This window comes from Cytobacillus gottheilii, from assembly GCF_018582665.1.
Classification (GTDB): domain Bacteria; phylum Bacillota; class Bacilli; order Bacillales; family Cytobacillaceae; genus Cytobacillus; species Cytobacillus gottheilii.
In genome coordinates, this window is the sequence record NZ_CP071709.1 from 2,283,124 (window position 1) to 2,307,699 (window position 24,576).

The window sequence follows — 24,576 nt, forward strand, 5'->3', positions numbered from 1 at the left end:
CCAGTGGGCAATAGAGAAAAGGGTGAGACCCCGCAGCAGCCCTGCTGCGAGGAGGCTCAGCTTCCTCCCCGCGGAAAGCGAGGGTCCGCAGCGCAATGGAACGGACTTGTTTAATTACACAAATCAAAATATTGAATATTCGTGTTTTAGAAAGATTAATTTCATTTTGTCCCAGCCTCGTTTTTTTATGTCTTTTCATTTTTACTATTAAACTTGAGTTTTCTTAACCATGAGATTATCTGTTTTTTATAATCTGAACCTGTTTCATTATAAGAATTATAGGTTAATGATTCAAATACATAGCATTTTTGTCATATTTGTTGAAATAAAACGATCATGTATGTATAATTCTTCTCATAACTGTCTCGTGATGGTTTAGTCGCAGTTTTAATAAAAAGCATAATAAAAGGAGAAACGTTATAAAATGTATAACGTTATAGATACATAGAAACGAAATCTTTAAGGAGGTGTGCCATTTGGGAAATCCTTGCTGAGAATTGGTCAAGTAGCAAAACTAAGCGGTTTAACAACGAGAACGATAGACTATTATACACAGAATAACTTATTGCCAGTTGAGCGTTCAAGTTCAAACTATCGCTTATATCCTGAAGAAGCACTTGTAACTCTTGAAAAAATAAAAAAGCTGAAAAAAGAACAGATGTCTTTAAACGAAATAAAAAAGCATATACAAACAGATCAGCAAACCAATCTTATTATTAAAGAAGTGGAAGATAAAATTACATCTCTATATGAAAAAATACATCTGCTTGAGGAATCACTTGATCAGCTTCCGGATAAAGAGAGAGAACAAGTATGCTTAAACTTAGAAGAACAAATGAAAAAGACATTAATAAAATTATCCGCGATTTACTAATATGGAGGTGAATCCCTCATCAGAGGGAAGTAATTGGACATAATTACCATTACAAACTTAATTTTACTTGTTATTTTAATTGCAGCGACTGGATTTTTCGTTGCATCAGAATTTGCAGTCGTAAAGATTCGCATGTCGCGCATTGACCAGTTAATTGCTGAAGGAAATAAGAAAGCGATTATGGCAAAAAAAGTTGCAAGTGATCTTGATTATTACTTGTCAGCATGTCAATTAGGTATTACAGTTACTGCTTTAGGTTTAGGGGCATTAGGAAAGCCGGCCGTTGAAAGCTTACTGTATCCAGTCTTCGATTGGATCAATCTATCTGGGCCGGCTTCATCTGTTGCTTCCTATGCTATTGCCTTCTTGCTTGTTACCTTTTTGCATGTGGTTGTGGGTGAAATGGCACCTAAAACACTTGCCATTCAATTTGCCGAAAAAATGACGATGCTTCTTGCAGCACCACTGTATTGGTTTGGCAAGATCATGTACCCATTTATTTGGTCTCTGAATGGCACATCAAGATTATTATTAAAAGGTTTTGGTGTCCAGCCGGCAGGTCATGACCAGGCTTACTCAGAAGATGAGCTAAAGATTGTAATGGCTCAGAGTTTTCAGGGCGGGGAAATCGATGAGACTGAGCTAGGGTACATGGAAAATGTTTTTGCTTTTGATGAACGGATTGCAAAAGACATTATGGTCCCCCGTATAGATCTTGTGACACTTGATAAAGATATGACACAGCAAGAAATTGTGGCTGTTTTGGATGAACATAATTACACACGTTACCCTGTTATCGAGGGTGGCGATAAAGATAACATTATTGGTGTAGTCAACGTCAAAAAGATGTTAACGCTTATTGCAGCTGGTAAATCAATTAAGATTGAAGATTTTGTTCGAGATCTGCCTTTTATTCCTGAAGCAGCAAGAATACAGGATGCATTATTAAAAATGCAAAAGGAACAAGTTCATATGGCTATCATTATAGATGAATATGGCGGAACTTCTGGTGTGATCACAATGGAGGATGTTTTAGAGGAAATCGTCGGTGAAATTCGTGATGAATTTGATGCAGATGAAGATGAAGAAATCGTTCAAAGTGGTGACAATCAGTACATGATCAATGGCCGTACACTGCTTGTCGATCTTGAAGATCAATTTGGATTGAATTTTGAAGAGAGTGATGATATTGCAACAATAGGAGGGTGGCTGCAGCATCAAAAAGTGGATCTGCTACAATCTGGAGATACTTTTACACATGCTGAAAACACTTGGACTATCATTGAAATGGATCACTTTCAAGTGAAAGTAGTCATGCTTGAAACTTCAACTAATTAACCATAGCAATAAACGTAAACAACTTGGAGGTGAATCCCTCAGGGAGAGGGAAATAATTGGACGGATTAATAATGTTAAATTTATTTTTAGTGGCCGTATTTATCGGACTGACTGCCTTTTTCGTGGGAGCTGAATTTGCGATCCTTAAGGTTAGAATGTCCAGGATTGATCAGCTCATTGCTGAAGGTAATAAGAAAGCAGTTCTGGCAAAAAAAGTGGCACATGAGCTTGATTATTACTTATCTGCCTGTCAGCTTGGTATAACCATTACTGCACTTGTTCTTGGGGCTTTAGGTGAGCCGACCGTTGAAAGAATGCTTCATCCGGTGTTTGAGCACTTTGATATATCAGAACCATTATCAACCTTTCTTTCTTACGCAATCTCATTAGCTATTGTTACTTTTTTACATGTGGTTTTAGGAGAGCTTGCACCTAAAACCCTGGCTATTCAGTACGCAGAGAGAATGACACTTCTGCTTGCACCAGGATTATATTGGTTCGGAAGAATAACTAACCCATTCATTAAAGCATTAAATGGTTCAGCTACCTGGCTGCTTAGTTTATTTGGTGTAAAGCCTGCAGGTCATGAAACGATTCACTCTGAAGAAGAATTAAGATTAATTGTTACACAAAGCTATGAAAGCGGCGAGATTAACCAAACTGAACTTTCATATTTAGAAAATATCTTTGCTTTTGATACACGAGCTCTTTCAGACATCATGATACCAAAAGAGAAAATTGTGATGTTAAATAAAGACATGGCTTTTACAGAAATGATCGAAGTTTTGGAAGCGAATGATTACACACGATATCCTGTTAAAGCAAATGATAAAATCATTGGCTTTATTCATACAAAAGAAATGATGACAAGCATTGCTGCTGGAAGAAATGGGGCCATTGAAGATTTTATTCATGACATTCCCCGATTCCCAGAGAGTATTTCATTAAAAGAAGTGCTCCTTAAAATGCAGCAGAACCACGTTCATATAGGCCTAGTCATCTCTGGAAAAGGTGAAACAACAGGTCTTGTTACCATGGAAGATATTTTAGAAGAAATTGTTGGAGAAATTAAAGACGAATATAATGGAGAGTAAAGGAAAAGGTCATTCTTATGGATGACCTTTTTTCCATTGTTATGTTAAAGTTATGATATAGGGGGTAGGAATCATGCACCTAAAGTTGTACTTGGCAACACTGTTTGAAATCCTTATTTTCATTCTTATTGGTTTTACTGGTGCCCATTATGGACTTAGGATGCTTTATGAGTTATTTGGAGTAGAATATATAGGGAATATTGGAATAATCTCTTTTGCTTTAGCTTTTTTCCTGTTATGTTCATTTACCATCGTCCGTGTGTTACTTTTTAAAAGAAAGACAATCCTCTTAAATGAAAGAATGCATTCAATTACCTTTTGGTTGATTTTTATTTTGTCTGTTATTTCACTCATCTTACCCTTATTACTAGATCTATATAGGAAGTGATAATAATTCAGCAAAAAATTAAACTTGTCGTCCTCTTAATTGCCTCTATTGCTTTACTAATATTTCCGCTTATTATGCCAATCTACTATTTGCCATTCTATTATCTTTTAGCTGTCTTCCTGCTGCCTCTATCCATTTATCGCGTAATTAGACATGAACATTTTGAACAGAAATTTCTGCGCAGATGGAAAAAAGCAAGAGAAAAAGGGTATTGGATAAATGTGCTTATAGAAGGTGCTCGATCGATACTTCTATTAATAGCAGTGGCTATATTCACAACAGTGTTTGTTTATGGATTGACACCTGTAAGTTTATTTAGACAAGATTCAGGAGAAATAAATATTGCTTTCCTACTGTTCTTTATTATATTTTTGCTTGTATTTTATTTTATTGCCGGACTTATTCAGTATTATGAAAATGAAACAAGATATAATAAAGCAAATGAGTCAGAAGGTAAGAAATAGAATTAGTGAATAAGAATGGTTTTTGTAACACTAAAAGAAATCATAGGAAGGATATAGGAGGCAAGCAAAAAAATGACTATTATTGATATTACAAGAACTCTGAAAAACGGAATGCCAGTTTGGCCAGGTGATACGCCATTTTCATATGAAATCAGCTCTTCAAAGGCTGAAAATGGTTCAGCGAATGTTGGCAGAGTCGTCATGAGCACGCATACTGGCACACATGTAGATGCGCCTTTTCATTTTGATGAAAAAGGGAAGAGAATTGAAGAGTTAGATTTATCCTTATACATAGGGAAAGCTCTTGTCATTGAGATTGTGAAAAAAGAATTTATAACCGTGGCGGATCTCCAAAAGCATGACCTGCAAGGGTATGAGAGGCTGCTTTTTAAAACTGGATCATGGCCGGATCCAGCCACATTCCCTGAAACCTATACATGTATAGCTCCTGAAGCGGCGAGCTATCTTGCCGTTTCAGGTGTCCGGCTAATCGGAGTAGAGTCTCCATCGGTTGATCCGCTTAACAGCAAGGAAATGCTTGCTCATCATGCATTAAATAATAAAGGCATTCACATTTTAGAATCAATTGATTTACATGAGGCTGAGCCAGGGGAGTATGAATTAATTGCGATACCCCTCAAAGTAGAGAAGGCAGATGGAAGTCCAGTAAGAGCTGTACTTAGAAAAGAATAAAAAAGCGCCTGTTCATTTGAACAGGCGCTTTTAAATATGTAACGTTGAATACAAATCAACAATATGGTATGATAATAAACGGACTAAAGAATAAGTGGTTTCATTCATAAATATCTAATTATACTTTACTACAAAAACAAATGAATGTCAACCATCTTGCTTTAAAATTTTCATATTAGGAGCGGTAGCATGAGCGAAGAATTGAAAAAGAAGCAGGAAGAACAGCAAAGAGTCAATCTCGTAGTGAAGGAAATTAAGGAGAAAATAAAGCAGCAAGCAGGTTTAACAGATGTAATCGGTTCAGAGGCAAAGTATTTAAAGGAAACATTCTGGGAGGATGTTACTGTAAACTTAGATGAACCCGATGATGTTATTGAAACCTTTACAAGTATGAAGCAGCAGGCTGAACTTTTAGCTGAGCGTGAACGAAGCAAAGGCATTATTGATCAGCAATTAAACACATTACTGCGATTAGAAGATTCACCTTATTTTGCACGAATCGATTTTCATGAAGATGGTGAGAGTTCTCCAGAGCCGATCTATATCGGAATTGCATCCCTTATGGATCAAAATAATGAAGATTTTTTAATTTATGATTGGCGTGCACCGATTTCAAGCATGTATTATGATTTTTCACCAGGTGAAGCCGAATATAAAACACCATCTGGCATCATTCATGGCGAGATGACATTAAAGAGGCAATTTATGATTAAAAACGGTCTCATATCTGCTATGTTTGATACAGGTCTGACCATTGGTGACCAAATGCTTCAAGAAGTTCTTGGCAGCCAGGCAAATGCAAAAATGAAGAGCATTGTTGCGACTATACAAAAAGAACAAAATGCTTTAATTCGCAATGAAAAAAATCAAATCCTTGTTGTACAAGGAGCTGCCGGCAGTGGAAAAACCTCAGCAGCTTTGCAGAGAGCCGCATTTTTACTATATCGCCACCGTGATACATTGCAGGCAAGCAATATCTTGTTTTTATCACCTAACCCTTTGTTTAACAGCTATGTTGCAAGTGTTTTGCCTGAACTTGGAGAAGAAAACACGGAGCAAATGACTTATCAGGAATATTTAAAAAGGCGTTTATCGGGGAGTTTTGATATTGAAGATCCATTCAACCAGCTGGAAGAGCTTTTGATTTCTGCAGATTCACACGATCTTACACTAAGGCTGGAAGAAATTCAGTATAAGTCGCAAATAGCTTTTAAATCCTTTGTTGATGAATTTATCGCATCCTTATCCAGCAAAGGGCTTATCTTCAATGACTTGGTATTCCTGGGACGCAAGCTGATTGATGCCGAAGATATATACCAGCAGTTTTACCAATATGATCATTCGCTGCCGATACCAAATCGAATTCAGCTTTTACAGGAGTGGCTTTTAAAGGAAATTCGTCAATTGGAGAAAAAAGAACGTAAAGCTTCATGGGTTCAAGAAGAAATTGAGCTATTGGACCGAGAAGATTATTTAGAGGCATTTCAGCATCTCCAGAAAAAGGATGAAGAGTTTACTGAAGTTGAGCAAGAAGAGAAATATTTAATTAATAAGGTTGTTAGTCAAAGGTTTAAACCTTTAAAAAATCATGTGAAAAAACTTAAATTTATTGATTTAAAGAAACTTTACGAAGAACTTTTTTCAAGAGAGAATGACACGCTTTATTGGAAAGAGATAAGAGAAAAAACGATCAGAGAGATACAGCAGAATACTTTATCTTATGAGGATGCTACTGCATTTTTGTATTTAAAGGATCAAATTGAAGGCAGAAAAACCAATGGTTCCATTAAGCATCTCTTTATCGACGAGGCACAGGATTACTCGCCTTTTCAGTTTGCTTATTTGCGTTATTTATTTCCATACAGCAACCTGACTTTACTGGGTGATATTAACCAAGCAATTTACTGGCATTCTTTAGATCGCAGCACGATTTTTGCTGGTGAAGAAGCTGAATTTTTAACACTGACAAAAAGTTATCGCTCGACAAAGCAAATCGGTCAATTTACGGCAAGTTTAATTCCGAATGGTCACCTAATTGAACCGTTTGATCGGGAAGGCGAATTGCCGCTTATCAAAACAGTAGAGGAAGAGCATTTATACTCTTCCTTGAATGCAGACATTCATGACTTGCAGCAAAAAGGCTTTAAAAACATTGCCATTATCAGTAAAACAGCGCATAAAAGCACTAGAGTTTATGAGAATTTAAAAGAGAATATCACTGTCAGTCTGATTGACAAAACCACACTAAAATACGAAGAAGGCGTTCAAAGTATTCCCGCCTATTTGGCAAAAGGAATAGAATTCGATGCCGTAATCGTGATAGATGCAGATGACTATCAATTGGAACGTGAGCGAAAATTGTTTTACACTGCCTGTACTAGGGCAATGCATGAACTGCATCTCTATCAGACCAAAGGTACAAATTTATTTTTAAAAGAAGCTGATCCTTCAAGTTATCAACTTGAAGGAATTGAAAAAAACATATGAATAAAACAAAAGAGGCTGGGAAATAATTATTTAACACTCTTATAGAACCGAATGGTTAGGAAGTATCTTTCTAATCATTCGGTTTTTTTGCGATTATAAAATATATTTTATTAGCATGAGTGAAATGGAGCGGAGGACACTCGACTCCTGTGGGCAATAGAGGAAAAGGTGAGACCCCGGAGGAGCTTGCTTCGAGGAGGCTCAGCTTCCTCCCCACGGAAAGCGAGAGTTCGCATCGCAATGGAACGGACTTGTTTAAATACCAAACCAAGATATTGAAAGTTCGTGTTTTAGAAAGATTTATTTCGGTTTGTCCCAGCCTCTTTTTGAACGACATTAATAATAAGTACCACTTTTTATATATACTAATGTTTTATAAAAACAATTCTAAAGACCTATTAAATGATTATATGGGAATATTTACATGTAATATCTTTCTATTTTATAATGACAATTAAAAAAAGCGTGTTACTATTATCCTAGTGTAAGAGAATGGGGGATTCCTTTGGTTTTTAAGAGAAAGAAACAGATCATAAATCAAGTTAATCATAATGTTAATGTAACTATTAGTGTAAATAAAGGATGCAATAAACAAATTGAGATGATTGGTCTGACTGACGAGGATTTGCAGCAGCTTGTATCACTGCAGCCATTGGTGAAAGAGCAAATCACGAAGATTGTGGATGAATTTTATGAGAAGGTAGAAAAAGAGCCGCTGCTTGTGCAAATTATTCAGCAGCATAGTTCAATACAACGTTTAAAGGTTACGCTGCAGCGTCATATTTTCGAGATGTTTAATGGAATTGTTGACGATAATTATATAAATATGCGCAGAAGAATTGCCAATATGCATGTCAAAATCCAATTGCCAACAAAATGGTATTTAGGCGCATTTCAAAATTTACTTATATCCATATTGGATATTATAGAAGAAAATGTTGCTGTGAGAGAGGACATCTTTTTAAAGATGAAAGCAGTCACGAAAATTTTCAACTTAGAACAACAAATTGTACTAGAAGCTTATGATGATGAAATTCGTCGAATTCAGGCAGAAGCTGACAAGGAAAAACAGATTCTTGTTGATAATGTGACAAACTCCTCACATAATCTCGCTGCGATATCACAAGAAACACAAGTATCTTTCCATTTGCTTCATCAGCAATCCGATCATATTGTTCAGGTAGCCCAGCGGGGAAGTGAATTATCGACAATCGCAGAAAACAGTGCAGAATTGGGCAGCAGCCAGCTTAAGCAGCAGAATGAAAATATGGTCAATATCGAAAATGCTGTTTCTAAAATTTCAAAGGATATTGATATTTTATTAGGCATATCCAAACAGATGCAAGGGATTGTAGGAATGGTTACCGGCATTGCCGATCAGACTAATTTATTATCATTAAATGCAGCTATTGAAGCGGCAAGGGCTGGACAGCATGGACTGGGATTCTCTGTTGTTGCTGGTGAAGTCCGAAAACTATCGGACGAGACGAAAAAATCGGTCTTAGAGGTTTCCAGTCTTATTAACACCATTAACTCTCAAATGAATCTTCTAAACGATTCACTAGCAGAGATTCGCCATTCTGTTAAGGAAGGTCATCAGGGAATGGAACAGACAAAGGATCATTTTACTGAAATATTGACGACGATGAATGAAACAATGAAGCAAAATAATATGATTGAAAATGAAGTGTCTCAGTTTACGAAGGTGCTTGCAAATATCGGCAATGCTTTTGATGAAGTTGCCGCTTCCGCTGACAAACTTTCGACCATTGCTTCAGAAATCCATTAAAAGACAGGGAAAGATTCCTGTCTCTTTTTATATCTGCAGAAAAGAATTAACTGCAGATGAATGTCCTATAATGTTAAAAGGTGCCAAATCACCTATTTGTGATATTTTTCATCTGGGTTATTTTCTCATTTTTTTAATAGGAGTAAGATTGTCTTCTCTTTTTGCATATGGTTGAATGTCATTCGATCTTGAGAGGAGATGGAAAATGAGAAAGCCATTGTTTATTGTTGTTCTTTTTGCATTGCTTCTGTTTGCTGTTAGCCCGGCACGATCATCAGCAAGTACTATCCAGCCAATGGGGAAATTAAACCCGCCTGACGAAAGCTTTACTCCTGGTGAGTGGTTTCTTGGCAGTACACCCCCTAATGTTGAAAAGAATAAACCTCCTATCGTATTTGTTCAAGGCAGGAATGGAAGTGCAAGCAGCTGGTATGGAGAAACGGAGCATCATGGTGTGAACGATATGTACACAAAGGCATACGAAGCTGGCTATCGAACCGTATTCGTGCAGTTGCATGATGCAGCAGGAAATGGTTCGGCCACTCAATATGACAATGGAGGACTACTAGCCGAAATGTTAGCTGAAATTAGTGACCATTTCTCTGGACAAAAACTGAATATTGTCGCTCACAGCAAGGGTGGTCCAGATACACAGGCAGCGCTTGTTCATTTTGGTGCCCATCATTATGTTGGAAAAGTAATAACACTAGGATCTCCTCACCACGGGACACACCTTGCTGATTTAGCCAATAGCTGGTACGCAGGCTGGCTTAGTTCTCTATTAGGTCAAGATGATGAGGGCACAGTTTCATTGCAGACTGGGGAAATGGCTGAATTCCGTGCAAACACAGATGCACATGCCAATGTCAGGAAAAATGCTTATTATACTGTTGCAGGAACCAACCGCGGCCCTGCCTTTTCTGCTCTATGGATGGGCGGACAATATTTAGCCTCACACGGTGCAAATGATGGCCTTGTAAATGACTGGAGTACAAAACTGCCATATGCGACTCATTTATTTACAGACTCAAGTTTGGATCATGATCATATTCGTGTCGGCGGAAAAGTATTTTCCAGAATTGAACCTTATTTGCGCAATTCAGCTATTACATCAGCACAGACTTTAAAACTGCAAAAACCATCTCCGATTACAGATCGTTCATCAGAATTCATTCATGGAGCACCTCTACAGAAGCAGAAAAAAGTAAAGGTTCCTTTTTATATGAACGGAAGTGCAAAACCATCCTTTCAATTGTATAGCCGCAGTAAAGATTTAAATGCAAGTCTTGTTTCACCCTCAGGAAAAATCTATAGGAAAAGCAATATACCTACCCAAGAATATTCCATTTTCCACGGGGCTCAGCAATCTGATTTTGCTGGTGTTGCTGCGGAAGAAGGAGAATGGACATTACAGATTACAACACAAGAAGATAATGATGCATACTTTTTTATAGCGAACCTTAATGAAAGAGATCAATATTCTTTAAGCCTACCCGGGAAAATGAAAAAAGGAGAGCATTCATTATCATTCCAATCCCCATCTGCATTAAAGAATGTTCATACCCATGTTAAAGTGATTGATGAAACAGGTAAACTAGTTACTGAAAAAACTACAAATGATGTACAAAAGCTGATCTCGAATATTCGCAAATCCGGTATCTATAACATGACCATTGAAGTTACAGGCAAAAATACGCAAGGGAAAAAGATAACTAGAACCATAGTAAGATCCGTTTATATTGAAAAAGAATAAACAACTGCTAAAACTAGTTTTAATTTATCCTGATCGGGAAAAGGAGGGATGAAGGGAGAGAGTGAGAACATGAAAACATTTAAAGTTATCTACACGTTTGAAAAAGATTTGGCTATAACGGAAGAAGTAGAAGCAGAAAACAAATCAGAAGTCATCGGTAAAACAAAGGATTTAGATGGTTTTGTAGAGGTTTATTGCATAGAAAACCATTTTCATCGCTTTAACATAGATGATGTAAAGCTTATAACGATTCAAGAGTAAAACTCGCCAATAGGCGGGTTTTTTTCTTGTTGAAAAACATTTGCATTTAGTGTAATATTACACTAAATAAACCAAAAGGGGTTATACGATGAAAGAGAGCATAACCAATATGGAGCAGCAAATTTTTCATAAAGAGTTAAAACGACTAAAAAAACATAACTATATTTCAGAAAAGATTTATGAAGTGGTAGATGCCGCATATTTAAATTTCTATGATGATCTACAAAAAATAGAAACGATCGTTCCTGAAAAGGTTCAGGAAGATACAATAGAAAGCGTTTCAAAGGAGAATGTTAAAGAGGCGGAATTGAGTAAACCATTAGTGAAAAAAACCCTTAAAAAACGATCTCCAGAAGAAGTTAGGGAAAGGAATATTACATGGCTTCTCAATATCGGTGTTTTTCTTCTTTTAATTGGCGGCTTATTTGTTGCAACAAGTCAGTGGGATACTATGTCGGGACTGCTGCGCACCAGTTCAATTGGTGCAGTTTCGCTGCTGTTTTTTACATTAAGCTTTATCGCTCAGAAATTTTTGAAGATTAGCAGATCCGCGTTTGCTTTTCACGTGCTAGCTAGCCTCTTTCTGCCGATTATTCTTTTATCGGCAGGCTGGTTTGAACTTTTTGGGTCCTATTTTTCCGTTTTAGGCGAAGGTCGGTTCTGGTATGGAAGCGGAGGAGCGCTTCTTCTATTCCCTGTATATATGTATTTTGCCAAATCACTTCAGTCTCGCTTTTATGTTTGGTTTTCCTATATAGCACTCTCTTTCTTTGCCAGCTTCTTTTTAGCAGCGTGCCAATTATCTCGTGACGCTTTTTTCTTAGGAATGCTTCTTTTTCAGCTTCTCTTAATCATTGCCTATCATCGTGTAAAGAAACAAGAGAAATATAAATTATTTACTGCAGAACTTGTTTATTATGTGCAAATTCAATTTATCGTTTCTTCATTATTTATGGCTTCACTATTTGAGAGCCACATATTTGCCGGCATAAACGGAATGATTGCTGCAGGTATGTATCTGGCCTTAATCTATGTTTCAGGACGGAAGGAATATCACTTTGTATTTACCATTTTTACGTTATACGGATTATTTCAAGTTATTGAATTTTCGATTTTAGATGCTTGGAGCCCAGTTTTGCTTGTAGTAGCTGCAGGAAGTTTTTTGTTCATTCCAAAGTTATTGCCAGAAAAACATTCATGGGACAATGTATTTAGAATTACAGCTGGTGCTGTGTCATTTCTGGGCTTTTTCTATAGCTTGGCTGAATTAGTTTTAGCTGGGCAAGGACAGCCTTCTATCATTTTGTCACTGTCATTTGTTATCCTCTTTGGGCTTCATGTCTATTTAGCAAATGCGTTTAACAAAATGCTGTACACATATATACCGCCATTATTCGCAATGGCCGCTATGTTTGAAATGGTTAGAATAGGAGAACCAGCAAGCTATTTAGTTCCTATATTCTTAATAGGTGCAGTTATATGTTTACTATTTGGCTTCCTCAATAAGCATTCTTTTTTCAGAGTGATCCAAAATAGTTCACGTGATGCTGGATTTATCGTTATGTTTTATACTGCTATGATGGGGTTAACTTTTCAAGATCATTCCAAAGTAGCCTTGATGCTAATACTGTTAACAGTCATCCTCGGAATAAGCTACCGACAGGATGAAAGGAAATTTTATCAACAGCTGACGCCTTGGGCGATTCCTGTTTCTTTTGGCATGGCAATCATTGCAGCTTGTGAAGCTATAAATTCAGCAAGCGAGTTGTATCATGATCATTTAGGGATTGCAGTCAGCTTTGCAATTGGCGGCGGGATGCTCCTTATTTTAAGCAAGACAGCTGAAAGATATCAGATCCAGGACATAGCAAAGATTGCTTATGCAGCAGCTGTTGTGATCTATAGTGCTGCAATCCTTTTAAGTTATCTTGATTTTGTCTACAATCAGTTCGTACAGCCTGCTATTTTGTTAACGGGATTACTCATTTATTGGAAATATTATAAAAAGTGTTCATATAAGTGGATACCTTTTATCATTCCAATTGTTATGCTATTAAGTTATTTCTCCATGCTGAATATATTCGTTGAAGATTCACCGGTTATTTTAGCAAGAATGCAGTATACAATAGGTGGCGTTATTTTGCTGCTGGCTGCTGTGTTATTGAAAAAGGATCACTGTTTAGCAGCAGGTTTCGCTTGGATAGGACATCTGTTCTTGCCTTTTGCTTTGTCCCTAACTTATATAGCAGAAGGAAAGCTAGCAATTGACAGCTTTCTGCTAGCAGTCGCTATCTATTTTATGAGTTCAAGAATGACGCGTGAAAATTGGAAGGTAAAAGTATTTCTGTATAGCTGTTTTATATCATCATATGGAGCTCTTCTATTTGCAATGGACTTATTGAACAATGGACAGCATAAGGAGTTTTTACCATTTATTATAAGCATAGCTGTTTATCTATTATGGCAATTTGGAAGAACATCAGACCAAAAACATATTAACTGGTTCTTAATTCCGTGGTCTGTTTTTGGAATTCTAAACGTTCTCCTGGCATATCCAAATACGTTCCTGCACTATTCTGTCATTCTTGCTTATGCTGCAGCTTTCATTTTCTATTTGTTTAAAAGCCGTTTTTATTATTTGGCCAGCATACCGCTTTTCCTTTCTTGGGCAGGAACCTTGCAGTTCATTCTCCTGCACGTGTCAAATGCCGGTGTGAAGCAGGGTATTTTGGCTGCTTTTGCTGTATCACTTGCCTTGAGCGGCATGTGGGTGTATAAAAAATATAAGCAAAAAGCTGCAATATTTTCATATAGTGATCCATTTTTACTTGGTTCACTTCTGTTTGCATTAAGTTTATATCTTTTCCAGAGTGATGCCATCATTTTCAAAATGGCACCCGGATTGCTAATTAGTAGTCTTATTATTTTGATGCGTACACGATTTAAGGGAGAATTGATGTGGATTCCTGCAGTCATTTCGCTTTTATGGCTGATTCAGCCTTATTACAGTTTTATAGGATATATCCATATTCCAACTGTATTCATGCTTGAAGTTCAAGTACTGCCACTCGTGCTGCTCGTCATTTTGGGCAAAATGATTTTAAAGGGAAGATACAGATCTAAAACAAATAAACTGCAATGGTTTGTGCTAATAGCTGTATCATTTTTACTGATTGAAGATGGATTGCAAAGTTCTACAGTGATGGATGCGATTATTCTCGGCACACTATCGCTGATGTCCATTTTAGGAGGCTTTTATTTTAAAATTAAGGTATATTTCTTTGTCGGCTGCGGTGTTCTTTTGCTGAATGTGCTTCTTCAGACAAGACCATTTTGGGGCAATATGCCATGGTGGGCATACTTGTTGCTAGCAGGAACCATTTTAATCAGCGTTGCCAGCTATCATGAATGGCAGAAACAACAGAAGACTAAAGGAAAAGAGACAGTGTTCATTACGTTTAAAAATTGGATAATGCGGAAATTAAAAGAGTGGAATTAGGAGGGATATGCATGTTTCATAATAAAACGGTCATTATTACAGGTGCAGCGAATGGAATTGGCAAAGCATTGGCTGAAGCATACAGTCAAAAAGGAGCCAATGTGATTGCCGCTGATCTAGATGAAGAAGCCGGCAAGAAACTTGCGGAAACCGGTAATATTCATTTTGTGAAAACAGATGTAAGAAAAGAAGAAGAAATCATCAATCTAATGAAAACAGCAGCAGAGAAGTTTAGCAGAATTGATGTGTTAATTAATAATGCAGGTGTTTCGAGGTGGAAATCTCCCTATGATTTAAGTGCAGATGAATGGGATGATATCATCGGAACGAATTTGAGAAGTGTGTTTTTAGGTTCTAGAGAAGCAGCAAAATATATGAGGAAAAACGAAGATGGCGGTTCTATTATTAATCTAGCATCTACTAGAGCGACCATGTCAGAGCCTAATTCAGAAGCATACGCTGCCTCAAAGGGGGGGATTGTCGCACTAACTCATGCATTAGCAGTTTCTCTTTCAGAAGACCGCATTACCGTTAATAGTATATCACCTGGCTGGATTGAAACAGGAAATTATGAAGACCTGCGTGAGGTCGACCATCTCCAGCATCCATCAAGAAGAGTCGGCAAACCGGAGGATATTGCAAGAGCGTGTTTCTATTTATCTTCCTCCGAAAATGATTTTGTAACTGGGATTAACTTGGTTGTCGATGGCGGGATGACTAGAAAGATGATATATGAGGAATAGAAAGTTCTAATTTTAACAGACAGAATGAATGTCCTCTTTATTGGAAAAAACTATGAGTAGTGATTCCGATAAGGAGGATTTTTATTATGACTGAGAAACATCCTGATTTTATGAATAGCTCTTATTTTGTTGACGAACCCGGGAATTGGCACATGAAGGCTGGGGCACCGAAAGAGCTGCTGGAACAATTGGAACTATATTTACAGTCACTTGAAGAGCCGAATAATGAACCAGGCACGATATATGGGATCCATATTGATTATCCGTACTGAGCAAAGGAAAATGCTTACCATAGGACGAGTGAAATTTTTATGATTAAGGTAGGTTTTGAATTAAGTGTAAAGTGAGCGGGGGATTAGTACTTTTTGGGCAAGAATCTACTTAAATGCTGAAGGGTTGTAGCTTGATTAGGCCTTTTCAGGACATAAATACCCAAATTATGGATAATCATGGGGTGATTAGGCGCTTTTCGAGACACAAATACCCAAAATCCGAATAATCGTGGGATGATTAGGCGCTTTTCGAGACACAAATACCCAAATCCTGGAGAATTGTGGGGTGATTAGGCACTTTTCGAGACACGAATACCCAAATCCTGGAGAACAGAGGGATGATAAGGCACTTTTCGAGACTCGAATACCCAAATCCTGGAGAACAGAGGGATGATAAGGCACTTTTCGAGACATAAATACCCAAATCCTGGAGAACAGAGGGATGATAAGGTATTTTTCGAGACTCGGATACCCAAATCTTGGATAACCGAGTCGTGATTATCCGCTATTCACGACTCTAAAACCCAAATATGACATAATAATTGACCGATTAAGCATTTTAAATCTCACTCATACGAAATTTTTTAAAATACTATCAATAATGATTAATAATACTAAAGAAATACACAAGATCATGGAAAATTTTATCGTAAACTCTATTCCAACAAAAAATCCCCTACATCAGCAGGGGATTTTCCAAACTAATTCAATTGATTAGACCATTCTTCTACATCCCAAGTCTTCGTAATCCAGCCTTCATAAAAATCAGGTTCGTGGCATACTAGAACAACCGTTCCTTTGTACGCTTTTAACGCACGCTGCAGCTCTGCTTTAGCCGTAACATCAAGGTGATTGGTTGGCTCGTCAAACAGCAGCCAGTTACTCTCGTGCATCATTAGCTTACATAGACGGACTTTCGCTTGCTCGCCACCGCTCAGTTGATTTAGCGGACGGGAGATATGCTCATTTTTTAATCCACAGCGGGCAAGTGCAGCACGGACCTGATGCTGATCCATACCAGGGAACTCGTTCCAGACGTCATCGATTGGTGTAATGTTATCTGCCTTTACTTCCTGTTCAAAATAAGAAGGGAAGAGGAAGTCACCGTGATGGATTTTTCCGCTGATCGGTTTAATTTTTCCAAGCATCGTTTTTAATAGTGTTGATTTACCGACACCATTGCAGCCAACGATGGCAATTTTTTCACCGCGTTCAATGGTCATGGACATTTTCGGCAGAAGTGCGTGTGAATAGCCGATTTCAAAATCTTCGCCTTCAAACACATAGCGGCTGCTTCCGCGAGATTCTTTAAATTCAAAAGTAGGTTTTGCAGCCGTTTCAGGTCTATCAATGCGCTCCATACGGTCCAACTGCTTTTGACGGCTTTTTGCCCGGCCGGTTGTAGAGTAACGCGCCTTATTTTTTGCAATGAAATCTTCTTGTTTCTTAATAAATTCCTTCTGTTTTTCATAGGCATTGATATGCTGATTTTTATTAATCTCAGCAAGCTCCAGGAATTTATCGTAGCTCGCTGTATAACGGCTCAGCTTTGAAAATTCTAAATGGAAGATCGTGTTCGATACAGCGTTCATGAACTCTGTATCATGCGAAATCAGCAAAAAGGCATGCGGATACTCTTTTAAATAGTTTGTAAGCCACTTAATGTGTTCAACATCCAAATAGTTGGTTGGCTCATCCAGCAACAATACTTTAGGCTGTTCCAATAGTAATTTTGCCAGAAGTACTTTTGTACGCTGCCCTCCGCTCAACGCTGCTACATCACGATCGATTCCAATCGCATCAAGACCAAGACCTCGTGCTGCATCTTCAACTTTGAGATCTAGTGTATAAAAGCCGCCTGCATCTAAGTGATCCTGAATTTCGCCCATTTGCTCCAGCAGTTCTTCCAGTTCTTCAGGAGTGGCATCTCCCATTTTAGCTGTAATTTCATTTAACTCTTTTTCTTTTTCAAACAATGGAAGAAACGCTTCATTTAATACATCACGAATTGTTTTTCCTGCAGTTAGTGCTGTATGCTGATCTAAATAGCCATAATGAACAGTTGGCGTCCACTCAACCTTACCGGAATCATGGATCAGCTGCTTTGTAATGATATTCATCAATGTCGATTTTCCAACGCCATTTGCGCCGACAAGTCCGACATGATCTTCTGCTAATAAACGAAATGAAACATCTTTAAATAATGTACGGTCACCAAATGTGTGACTCAAATTTTCTACTGTTAATAAACTCATTTTTTGTTCCCCACTTTATTTGTCATCATCTCTACATCATACTAAAAAAATGCGATAAAAACTAGACCCTTTACTTGTCAATGATTTATACTAAATGGAAAATAATGTGGTCATATAGAAAAGCGGAAGCGCCTTGCTCAGCCGCGACAAGCTTAAGACGATCTGGCTGGAAGGTTGTTCTTTAACCTTCTGGACAGATTGGCTTAAGACCTCGAGGGGCTAGGCGCTGCAGCTAGACCAGGAAAAGCAAAAGGCGCTTGTCATCCATAGTGCTTGGAGCTAGACAATTTTCTTAATAGATATTTTTAATTCTAAAGGAAGTGAAATCATGCAGTTAACTCTTAACACAAAGGGGCAAAATGCCAGTGTGATGTCTTATTTACTGGCTAAAAACCCGAATAATATATATGAACGAAAGCAAAAGGGGCATTATGTTCGCCTTTTTTACAGTAAGTTTTCAGAAGAAGAGACAGAGGTTACCATTTTCGTGACACCTGATCCGATTGAGCTGACGAAAAATTCATCTAGTACATACGATATTACACATTATATTAATGACCGCGAATTTGCCGTCAGCAGCATTTTTTGTTCGTTTATTCGGACTGCACTTGGAACGGCTTTAAATGGCCAGCCTGCTGATGAATATAAAAAGTGGGTAGATGAGCCATTCGATTTTCAAGTAGATTTTGGACCTATTGCATCTAGCTTATCTGATGAAACACTGTACAAGTTGTTTACACCACTAGGCTTTGACGTACTGATACAAGAAGGAGAGGCCAATTACCAGTTTGAGCTTAAGAAACGCAGCACAGCACGTTTTATCACTTTAACTGGAAAAACAACCTTACAGAGAGTACTAAGACAGCTATTTGTGCTCATTCCAGTTATCGATGATTATAAGCACTATTATATTGATGAAAAAGAAATAGAGAAGCTGGAGCGCTATGGAGAAGGCTGGCTAGATGATCATCCGTTAAAAGAGATGATCTTAAAGCAATCACTGCGTTTTGAGGAAGTGTACAAGCTAATCGATCAGCCTGCTAAGGAAAAACACAAAGCGGAAGAACCAGTCAAAAAGCGATTAAATGACATGCGCTATGAAAAAATCATTGAAACAATTGAAAACCTTCCTAAAAAAGAAACCATTGTTGATTTAGGAAGCGGCGAAGGAAAATTATCGGTTCGCTTAGGTTTTATTGAAGGTGTCAAACAAATTCTAGCTGCGGAACCTTCACAAATAGCCACAAAAAAAGCATTGGAACGCTTTGAAAAAGCCGCGAAGAAAGAAAGTTTCCTTATGCCAGAAAGAATTTGGAGCTCTTTGTTCTATTATGATGAGAGACTGGCAGGGAAAGATGTTATGATTCTGTGTGAAGTTATTGAACATATCGATTATGAACGTCTACCGAAAATAATGGATACGATCTTTTCAGAATATAAGCCAGAAAGCTTGATCATCACAACACCTAATGCAGAATATAACCAAGTTTATGAATTAGGAGATTCTTTCCGCCATACGGATCACCGCTTTGAGTTAGATCGGAAGCAATTCCAAGAGTGGTGTGCAAAAAGAAGCCATGATTACCCATATAGTTTTACCTTTGAGGGGATTGGGGAAAAGCACGAGACTTTAGGAGCCCCCACTCAGCTATGTTTATTTACAAGAAAGGAGGAACGAGCATGAATATTTCCTTTCCAGTTGGATGTATTGCTCTCTTAATCGGTCCTTCAGGCAGCGGTAAAACAACACTGCTCTCAAATTGGATTGAAAAGGGATATATAAAATCATCCGAAAAAGTAAGTTCAGATGATTTTCGTGTTTTAGTAGGAGATACAGAATATATCGATTACAGCAATCGCTCAAAAGCAGAAAGTGATGGCTTATTTAACGAATATCAAAAGATCTCCCAAGCTGCCTTTAAGCTCCTGGATCAGACGGTTGAAGCCCGCGCACGGTTAAATAACGTAACCATAGTGGATGCCACCAATCTTTATAGCGATGGCCGCAAAAAATATATTGAAATGGCGAGCAGGCAGCATGTTCCGATCATCGCTATTGTTCTTGATATAAAGGAAGACACACTGATTTCCAGGGATTCAGAAAGAAAAGATCCTCGCGGGAAAAAGCGGATTAAACAGCAGTACAGTACCTTTAAGCGCGAGAAACGATTTCTTAAAAACGAAGGCTATACACGCGTTTATTATATGAAGGAAGAAGATCAGCAAAACATCACGATAACCAGGGAGCAAAATAAACTAACGCTCGATGTCGCTGCAGGCTTGGATATCATTGGCGATATTCACGGCTGTTATGATGAAATGATTCAGCTCTTGGAAAAACTGAATTACAAGCAAAATGAAGAAGGCTACTACGTTCATGAAGAGGGAAGAAAGCTTCTTTCCATAGGAGATGTGATGAGCAGAGGTCCAAAATCGCTGGTGACGATGGATTTTTGGCTGAGACATATACAAGCAGGATATGCCTATATGATTGACAGCAACCATGGCTGGAAAATCGCGCGCTGGCTCGATGGGCGTAAGGTTACGTTAAGTCATGGAGATGAAAAGGTAGAAGAAGAGTTTAATGCCTATGCTAAGGAAAAGGGAATGCAAGCTGCGGAAGCATTGAAAGCAGAATTAAAACACCTATTACTTCATGCACCTTCACATTATGTGCTGCAGCAAAATGGAGTAAATGTAGCGGTGTGCACACATGCGGGCATTAAAGATCATTATATCGGCAAAAGCTCGAAGCGAATTAGTGATTTTTGCCGATATGGAGATACAGATGGAGTAGATGAAAGAGGCAAGCCGATCCGGAAAGACTGGTTTATCCATCATCACTCCAGTGAATTAATTATTTGGGGTCATGATCCAAAGCCAAAACCGCTCATTGTTGGTCATACAATCAATATTGATCAGGGAGCTGTTTTTGGAGGTGAGCTGACCGCCCTGCGTTTTCCTGAAAGACAATTTCTTTCTGTTGAAGCTCAGCACGACTTCTCAGGAACAGACCAAAATCCATTAATAGAATGGAAAAAGAAACGTTTTGCTCCGCCAAATATCAGTAAATTCATCAATGGATATACTGTTTCTCCTGAACATATAAAGGAGATTATGGTAGGTGGTGAATATGTTAAGCCGGCGATTGATGATATGTCGCATTTTACGATTCCGATCGAACAGCTAATTTATATCCCGCCAACAATGACACCGCCTCCAGCTGCTTCGTCATTGGATAATTACTTAGAGCACCCTCGAGAAGCGATCCAATATTATCGCAAACATGGTGTCCAAAGAATGATTGCTGAGAAGAAACACATGGGTTCACGTGCAATCCTGCATATTTTCAAAAACACAGATGCCGGTAAACTCTCTTTTGGATATCCTGCCTTAGGGGTTATTTACTCGAGAGCTGGAAGACGTTTTTTCAATCAAGAAGCTGAAACTAAAATACTAACTCAACTATCAGAAGAACTGAAGCCTTATTTTGAAAAATATCAAACTGATTATGTCCTGTTAGATGCAGAAATCATGCCATGGAATTTAAAGGCGAAAGAACTGATCAGCAAGCAGTATGCACATGTTGCTGAGCATGCGATATTAGACAGAAAGAAGCTTCTGTCGAAACTCCAAAAAGCGGAGCATCCTGAAACGAAGATTTGGCAGGAGCAATACGAGCAAAAGCTCGAAAATGCAAAAACCTTTCAGAATGTTTTCCAAAAGTATTGCTGGGACCTGCATGATCTCGCTGAAATCAGCATCGCTCCTTTCCATGTCCTTGCTCACAGTAGTGGTGAGTTCTTTGATCGAACACATGAATGGCATATGAAGCAGAATCATGAGCTTGCACAGTTATCAAAGCTATTTACAGTGACTGAATATAAAATGATTGATGATGAACAAAGTGAAGAGGAAGCCATCAGCTGGTGGGAAAGTATGACAGAGGATGGTCACGAAGGCATTGTCATTAAACCTGAACATTTTATGGCAAAAGAAAAAGGAAAGCTGCTTCAGCCAGCCATTAAAGTAAGAGGGCAGAAGTATTTGCATATTATTTATGGCATTGATTACTTAGAGCCTGCCAATCTAAAAAGGTTGAAAGAAAGAAATACAAACAAAAAGCAGAGGAATGCATTGAAGGAGTTTGCACTTAGCATGGAAAGTGTTAAGCGATTCATAGCAGGGGAGTCTGTTGAACGTGTTCATGAATGTGTGTTAGCCTCATTAGCATTAGAAGCTGAACAAATAGATCCTCGTTTATAATCAGGAAAGGTCATCTAATGATTGCTTTTTTTGTTGCCAGCAATTCAGAGAGAAGGAGTTATCTAAGTAGACTGATCCTTCTCTCATGGTGAAGAAAGCAGATATCTCAACATATTAGGAAATCGCTTTTTTCGTTTTGATTTTTATACCACAGGCACATAAACTGCTATGCTTTAGTTGTTTAATTGGTGTGCGGCAAATTGTACATATGTTTCGATTGTTTTTCATTATAATCACCTTTCTACGACTGTTTACATTGTAAACATTGGCCATATACTTCCATTTTATGTGTATGAATTTGAAACCCTGTTACACTTGAAGCAAAATTTTCGACTACTTTTAAATCCGGTAAGTTTAAATCAGCTATTTTTCCGCAAGTTTCACAGATGACATGGTAATGTTGAGCTTTGAACAATTCAAAGCGGCTAACACCATTTCCGTAAGGCAGCTCTTCGACAATACCAAGCTTTACAAATAATTTTAAGTTATTGTATATAGTAGCAAGACTGATAATGGGAATTTTACTCTGAATATCTTCAGCCGTTGGATGTCCATCAAATTCCATCATGGCTCCTATGATTTGGATACGCTGCGGCGTGATTCTTAGCCCCTTTTCTTTTAAGAAGGGAACAAGTTCCGTTATTCGTTCATCTTCCATTACTAATCAGCCTCTTTTTATAAAATAGAAGGAGCCAGTTAATTTATAACAGCTCCTCCGAGAAGAATTTTGTCGTTAAATGAGAATTGAGAAGATAAAATGAGAATTTAACATTTAGATTGTTGCTTTTTTTACTTTACTTCTTCGCCAACTGATAATCCTAATCCTTCTGCGATCTTTGTTCCATATTCAGGATCTGCTTTATAGAAATTCTGAATCTGGCGCTGTTTAATTTCATCAAGTTTCACTTCTTTCATTGATGCCACAATGTTAGCAACAAGACGTTCACGCTCATCAGCATCCATCAAACGATAGAGGTCTCCCGCTTGTGTGTAATGATCATCATGATCATATGAAACACTTTCTGCAACACCATTTACAGCAAAGCCTGATGTTTTGTTTTCAGGTGTCTCTGCAGGGCCGTTAAAGCTATTAGGTTCGTAATAAACAGAGCCGCCGCCATTGTTGTCAAAACGCATTTGTCCATCGCGCTGGTAGTTTGCCTGCTCGTTTTTTGGACGGTTAATTGGCAGCATATTGTGATTTGCACCAACACGGTAACGGTGAGCATCAGAGTATGCAAATAAACGTCCTTGAAGCATTTTATCCGGTGAAGGCTCAATACCTGGCACCATATTGCCTGGTGAAAGAGTAACCTGCTCGACTTCAGCAAAATAGTTTTCTGGGTTTTTATCTAAAACCATTTTACCAACTTCAATTAATGGATAATCTTTGTGAGACCATACCTTTGTCACATCAAATGGATCGAAGCGATACGTATTAGCATCTTCAATAGGCATGATTTGAACTTTTAATGTCCAAGAAGGGTAGTCGCCATTTTCGATCGCATTGAATAAATCTTCTGTATGGTAATCAGGATGCTCACCGGCAATTTTAGCTGCTAATTGCGGATCCATGTTTTTAACGCCTTGGTCTGCAATAAAGTGATATTTCACCCAAACAGCATCGCCTTCTTTATTGACCCATTTAAATGTATGACTGCCATAGCCATTCATTGTGCGAAGACTCGCTGGAATCCCGCGATCACCCATTAAGTATGTCACCTGATGTAATGATTCTGGTGAATGTGACCAGAAATCCCAAACTGCGGTAGGGTTTTTAAGATGTGTTTTAGGATCTCTTTTTTGCGTATGAATGAAATCAGGGAATTTAATCGCATCACGAATAAAGAAGATTGGTGTATTGTTTCCGACTAAATCATAGTTTCCATCTTCTGTGTAAAATTTCACTGCAAATCCGCGCGGGTCACGAACGGTGTCAGCTGAGCCAAGCTCACCGGCAACCGTTGAGAAGCGGATAAACATTGGTGTGCGTTTGCCAACCTCTGAAAGAAAATCAGCTTTTGTGTATTTTGATAAATCGTTTGTTACTTCAAAGTAACCGTGTGCGCCAGCACCTTTGGCATGAACAACACGCTCAGGAACTCGTTCTCTATTAAAATGTGCCAGTTTTTCAAGCAAATGCACATCTTGCAGTAAAGTAGGTCCGCGACCGCCTGCTGTCATTGAATTTTGGTTGTCTCCAACGGGTGAGCCCCAGCTTGTTGTTAATCGATTATTAGTTGTCATTCAAATATCACCTCAAAAAATAGTTTCGATTGCTTATGAACTAATGATAACACTTATCACTCAAAAATCAATACTTTTTTATAATAATTATAAATAAAAACTTTTTGTAATGTAAAATTCTTTATAATTATTATTAGACGAGCATAAGTCTAT

The 24,576-nt window shown here is 38.1% G+C and carries 17 protein-coding genes; 14 read left to right on the forward strand and 3 right to left on the reverse strand.

The features are described 5' to 3' along the window. Positions 1 to 469: 469 nt before the first annotated feature. The 12 genes from J1899_RS11340 (at position 470) to J1899_RS11395 (ending at position 15,655) form a co-directional block, all read left to right on the forward strand. Complete coding sequence (locus J1899_RS11340) at positions 470 to 874, forward strand: MerR family transcriptional regulator (protein WP_246586458.1); 405 nt, start codon at positions 470 to 472, stop codon at positions 872 to 874. A gap of 33 nt (positions 875 to 907) precedes the next feature. Then, positions 908 to 2,212, forward strand: a complete 1,305-nt coding sequence (locus tag J1899_RS11345) for a hemolysin family protein (protein WP_214473741.1) — start codon at positions 908 to 910, stop codon at positions 2,210 to 2,212. Between the two features lie 56 nt (positions 2,213 to 2,268). Continuing rightward, positions 2,269 to 3,306, forward strand: coding sequence for a hemolysin family protein (locus tag J1899_RS11350; protein WP_214473743.1), 1,038 nt, complete (start codon positions 2,269 to 2,271; stop codon positions 3,304 to 3,306). A 384-nt stretch (positions 3,307 to 3,690) separates the two neighbouring features. Continuing rightward, entirely contained in the window at positions 3,691 to 4,158 is a 468-nt protein-coding gene (locus J1899_RS11355; RefSeq protein ID WP_214473745.1) for a hypothetical protein, read from the forward strand. Between the two features lie 72 nt (positions 4,159 to 4,230). Next, the gene (gene kynB / locus J1899_RS11360; RefSeq protein WP_214473747.1) at positions 4,231 to 4,851 is read left to right on the forward strand and encodes an arylformamidase; all 621 of its coding nucleotides are present in this window, start codon (positions 4,231 to 4,233) and stop codon (positions 4,849 to 4,851) included. 189 nt (positions 4,852 to 5,040) lie between these two features. After that, positions 5,041 to 7,338, forward strand: coding sequence for an RNA polymerase recycling motor HelD (helD, locus tag J1899_RS11365; RefSeq protein WP_214473749.1), 2,298 nt, complete (start codon positions 5,041 to 5,043; stop codon positions 7,336 to 7,338). A 505-nt stretch (positions 7,339 to 7,843) separates the two neighbouring features. Then, positions 7,844 to 9,127 (forward strand): globin-coupled sensor protein, encoded by a 1,284-nt coding sequence (locus J1899_RS11370; RefSeq protein WP_214473751.1) that lies wholly within the window; start codon positions 7,844 to 7,846, stop codon positions 9,125 to 9,127. Positions 9,128 to 9,332: 205 nt separating this feature from the next. Continuing rightward, positions 9,333 to 10,880 carry an alpha/beta fold hydrolase gene (locus J1899_RS11375; protein ID WP_214473753.1) on the forward strand — a complete coding sequence of 516 codons (1,548 nt, stop codon included), beginning with the start codon at positions 9,333 to 9,335 and terminating at the stop codon, positions 10,878 to 10,880. Positions 10,881 to 10,949: 69 nt separating this feature from the next. Beyond that, entirely contained in the window at positions 10,950 to 11,141 is a 192-nt protein-coding gene (locus J1899_RS11380) for a hypothetical protein (RefSeq protein WP_066451609.1), read from the forward strand. Positions 11,142 to 11,229: 88 nt separating this feature from the next. Next, positions 11,230 to 14,640, forward strand: coding sequence for a hypothetical protein (locus tag J1899_RS11385; RefSeq protein WP_214473755.1), 3,411 nt, complete (start codon positions 11,230 to 11,232; stop codon positions 14,638 to 14,640). Positions 14,641 to 14,651: 11 nt separating this feature from the next. Further along, positions 14,652 to 15,383 (forward strand): SDR family NAD(P)-dependent oxidoreductase, encoded by a 732-nt coding sequence (locus J1899_RS11390; protein WP_214473762.1) that lies wholly within the window; start codon positions 14,652 to 14,654, stop codon positions 15,381 to 15,383. An 86-nt stretch (positions 15,384 to 15,469) separates the two neighbouring features. Beyond that, a complete protein-coding gene (locus tag J1899_RS11395) occupies positions 15,470 to 15,655 on the forward strand; it encodes a hypothetical protein (RefSeq protein WP_214473765.1) in 186 nt (61 codons plus the stop codon). Between the two features lie 701 nt (positions 15,656 to 16,356). On the opposite strand, the gene J1899_RS11400 is transcribed toward J1899_RS11395, so the two are convergent. Beyond that, a complete protein-coding gene (locus J1899_RS11400) occupies positions 16,357 to 17,910 on the reverse strand; it encodes an ABC-F family ATP-binding cassette domain-containing protein (protein ID WP_214473767.1) in 1,554 nt (517 codons plus the stop codon). 328 nt (positions 17,911 to 18,238) lie between these two features. On the opposite strand from J1899_RS11400, the gene J1899_RS11405 reads away from it, so the two are divergent. Next, positions 18,239 to 19,594 (forward strand): 3' terminal RNA ribose 2'-O-methyltransferase Hen1, encoded by a 1,356-nt coding sequence (locus tag J1899_RS11405; protein WP_214473769.1) that lies wholly within the window; start codon positions 18,239 to 18,241, stop codon positions 19,592 to 19,594. Continuing rightward, positions 19,591 to 22,176 carry an AAA family ATPase gene (locus J1899_RS11410; protein WP_214473771.1) on the forward strand — a complete coding sequence of 862 codons (2,586 nt, stop codon included), beginning with the start codon at positions 19,591 to 19,593 and terminating at the stop codon, positions 22,174 to 22,176. The genes J1899_RS11405 and J1899_RS11410 overlap by 4 nt, the downstream gene beginning before the upstream one ends. 241 nt (positions 22,177 to 22,417) lie before the next feature. On the opposite strand, the gene J1899_RS11415 is transcribed toward J1899_RS11410, so the two are convergent. Then, on the reverse strand, positions 22,418 to 22,834 hold the full coding sequence (locus J1899_RS11415) for a Fur family transcriptional regulator (RefSeq protein ID WP_214473773.1): 417 nt from the start codon (positions 22,832 to 22,834) through the stop codon (positions 22,418 to 22,420). Between the two features lie 131 nt (positions 22,835 to 22,965). Then, on the reverse strand, positions 22,966 to 24,423 hold the full coding sequence (gene katA / locus J1899_RS11420) for a catalase KatA (RefSeq protein WP_214473779.1): 1,458 nt from the start codon (positions 24,421 to 24,423) through the stop codon (positions 22,966 to 22,968). Positions 24,424 to 24,576: the final 153 nt, after the last annotated feature.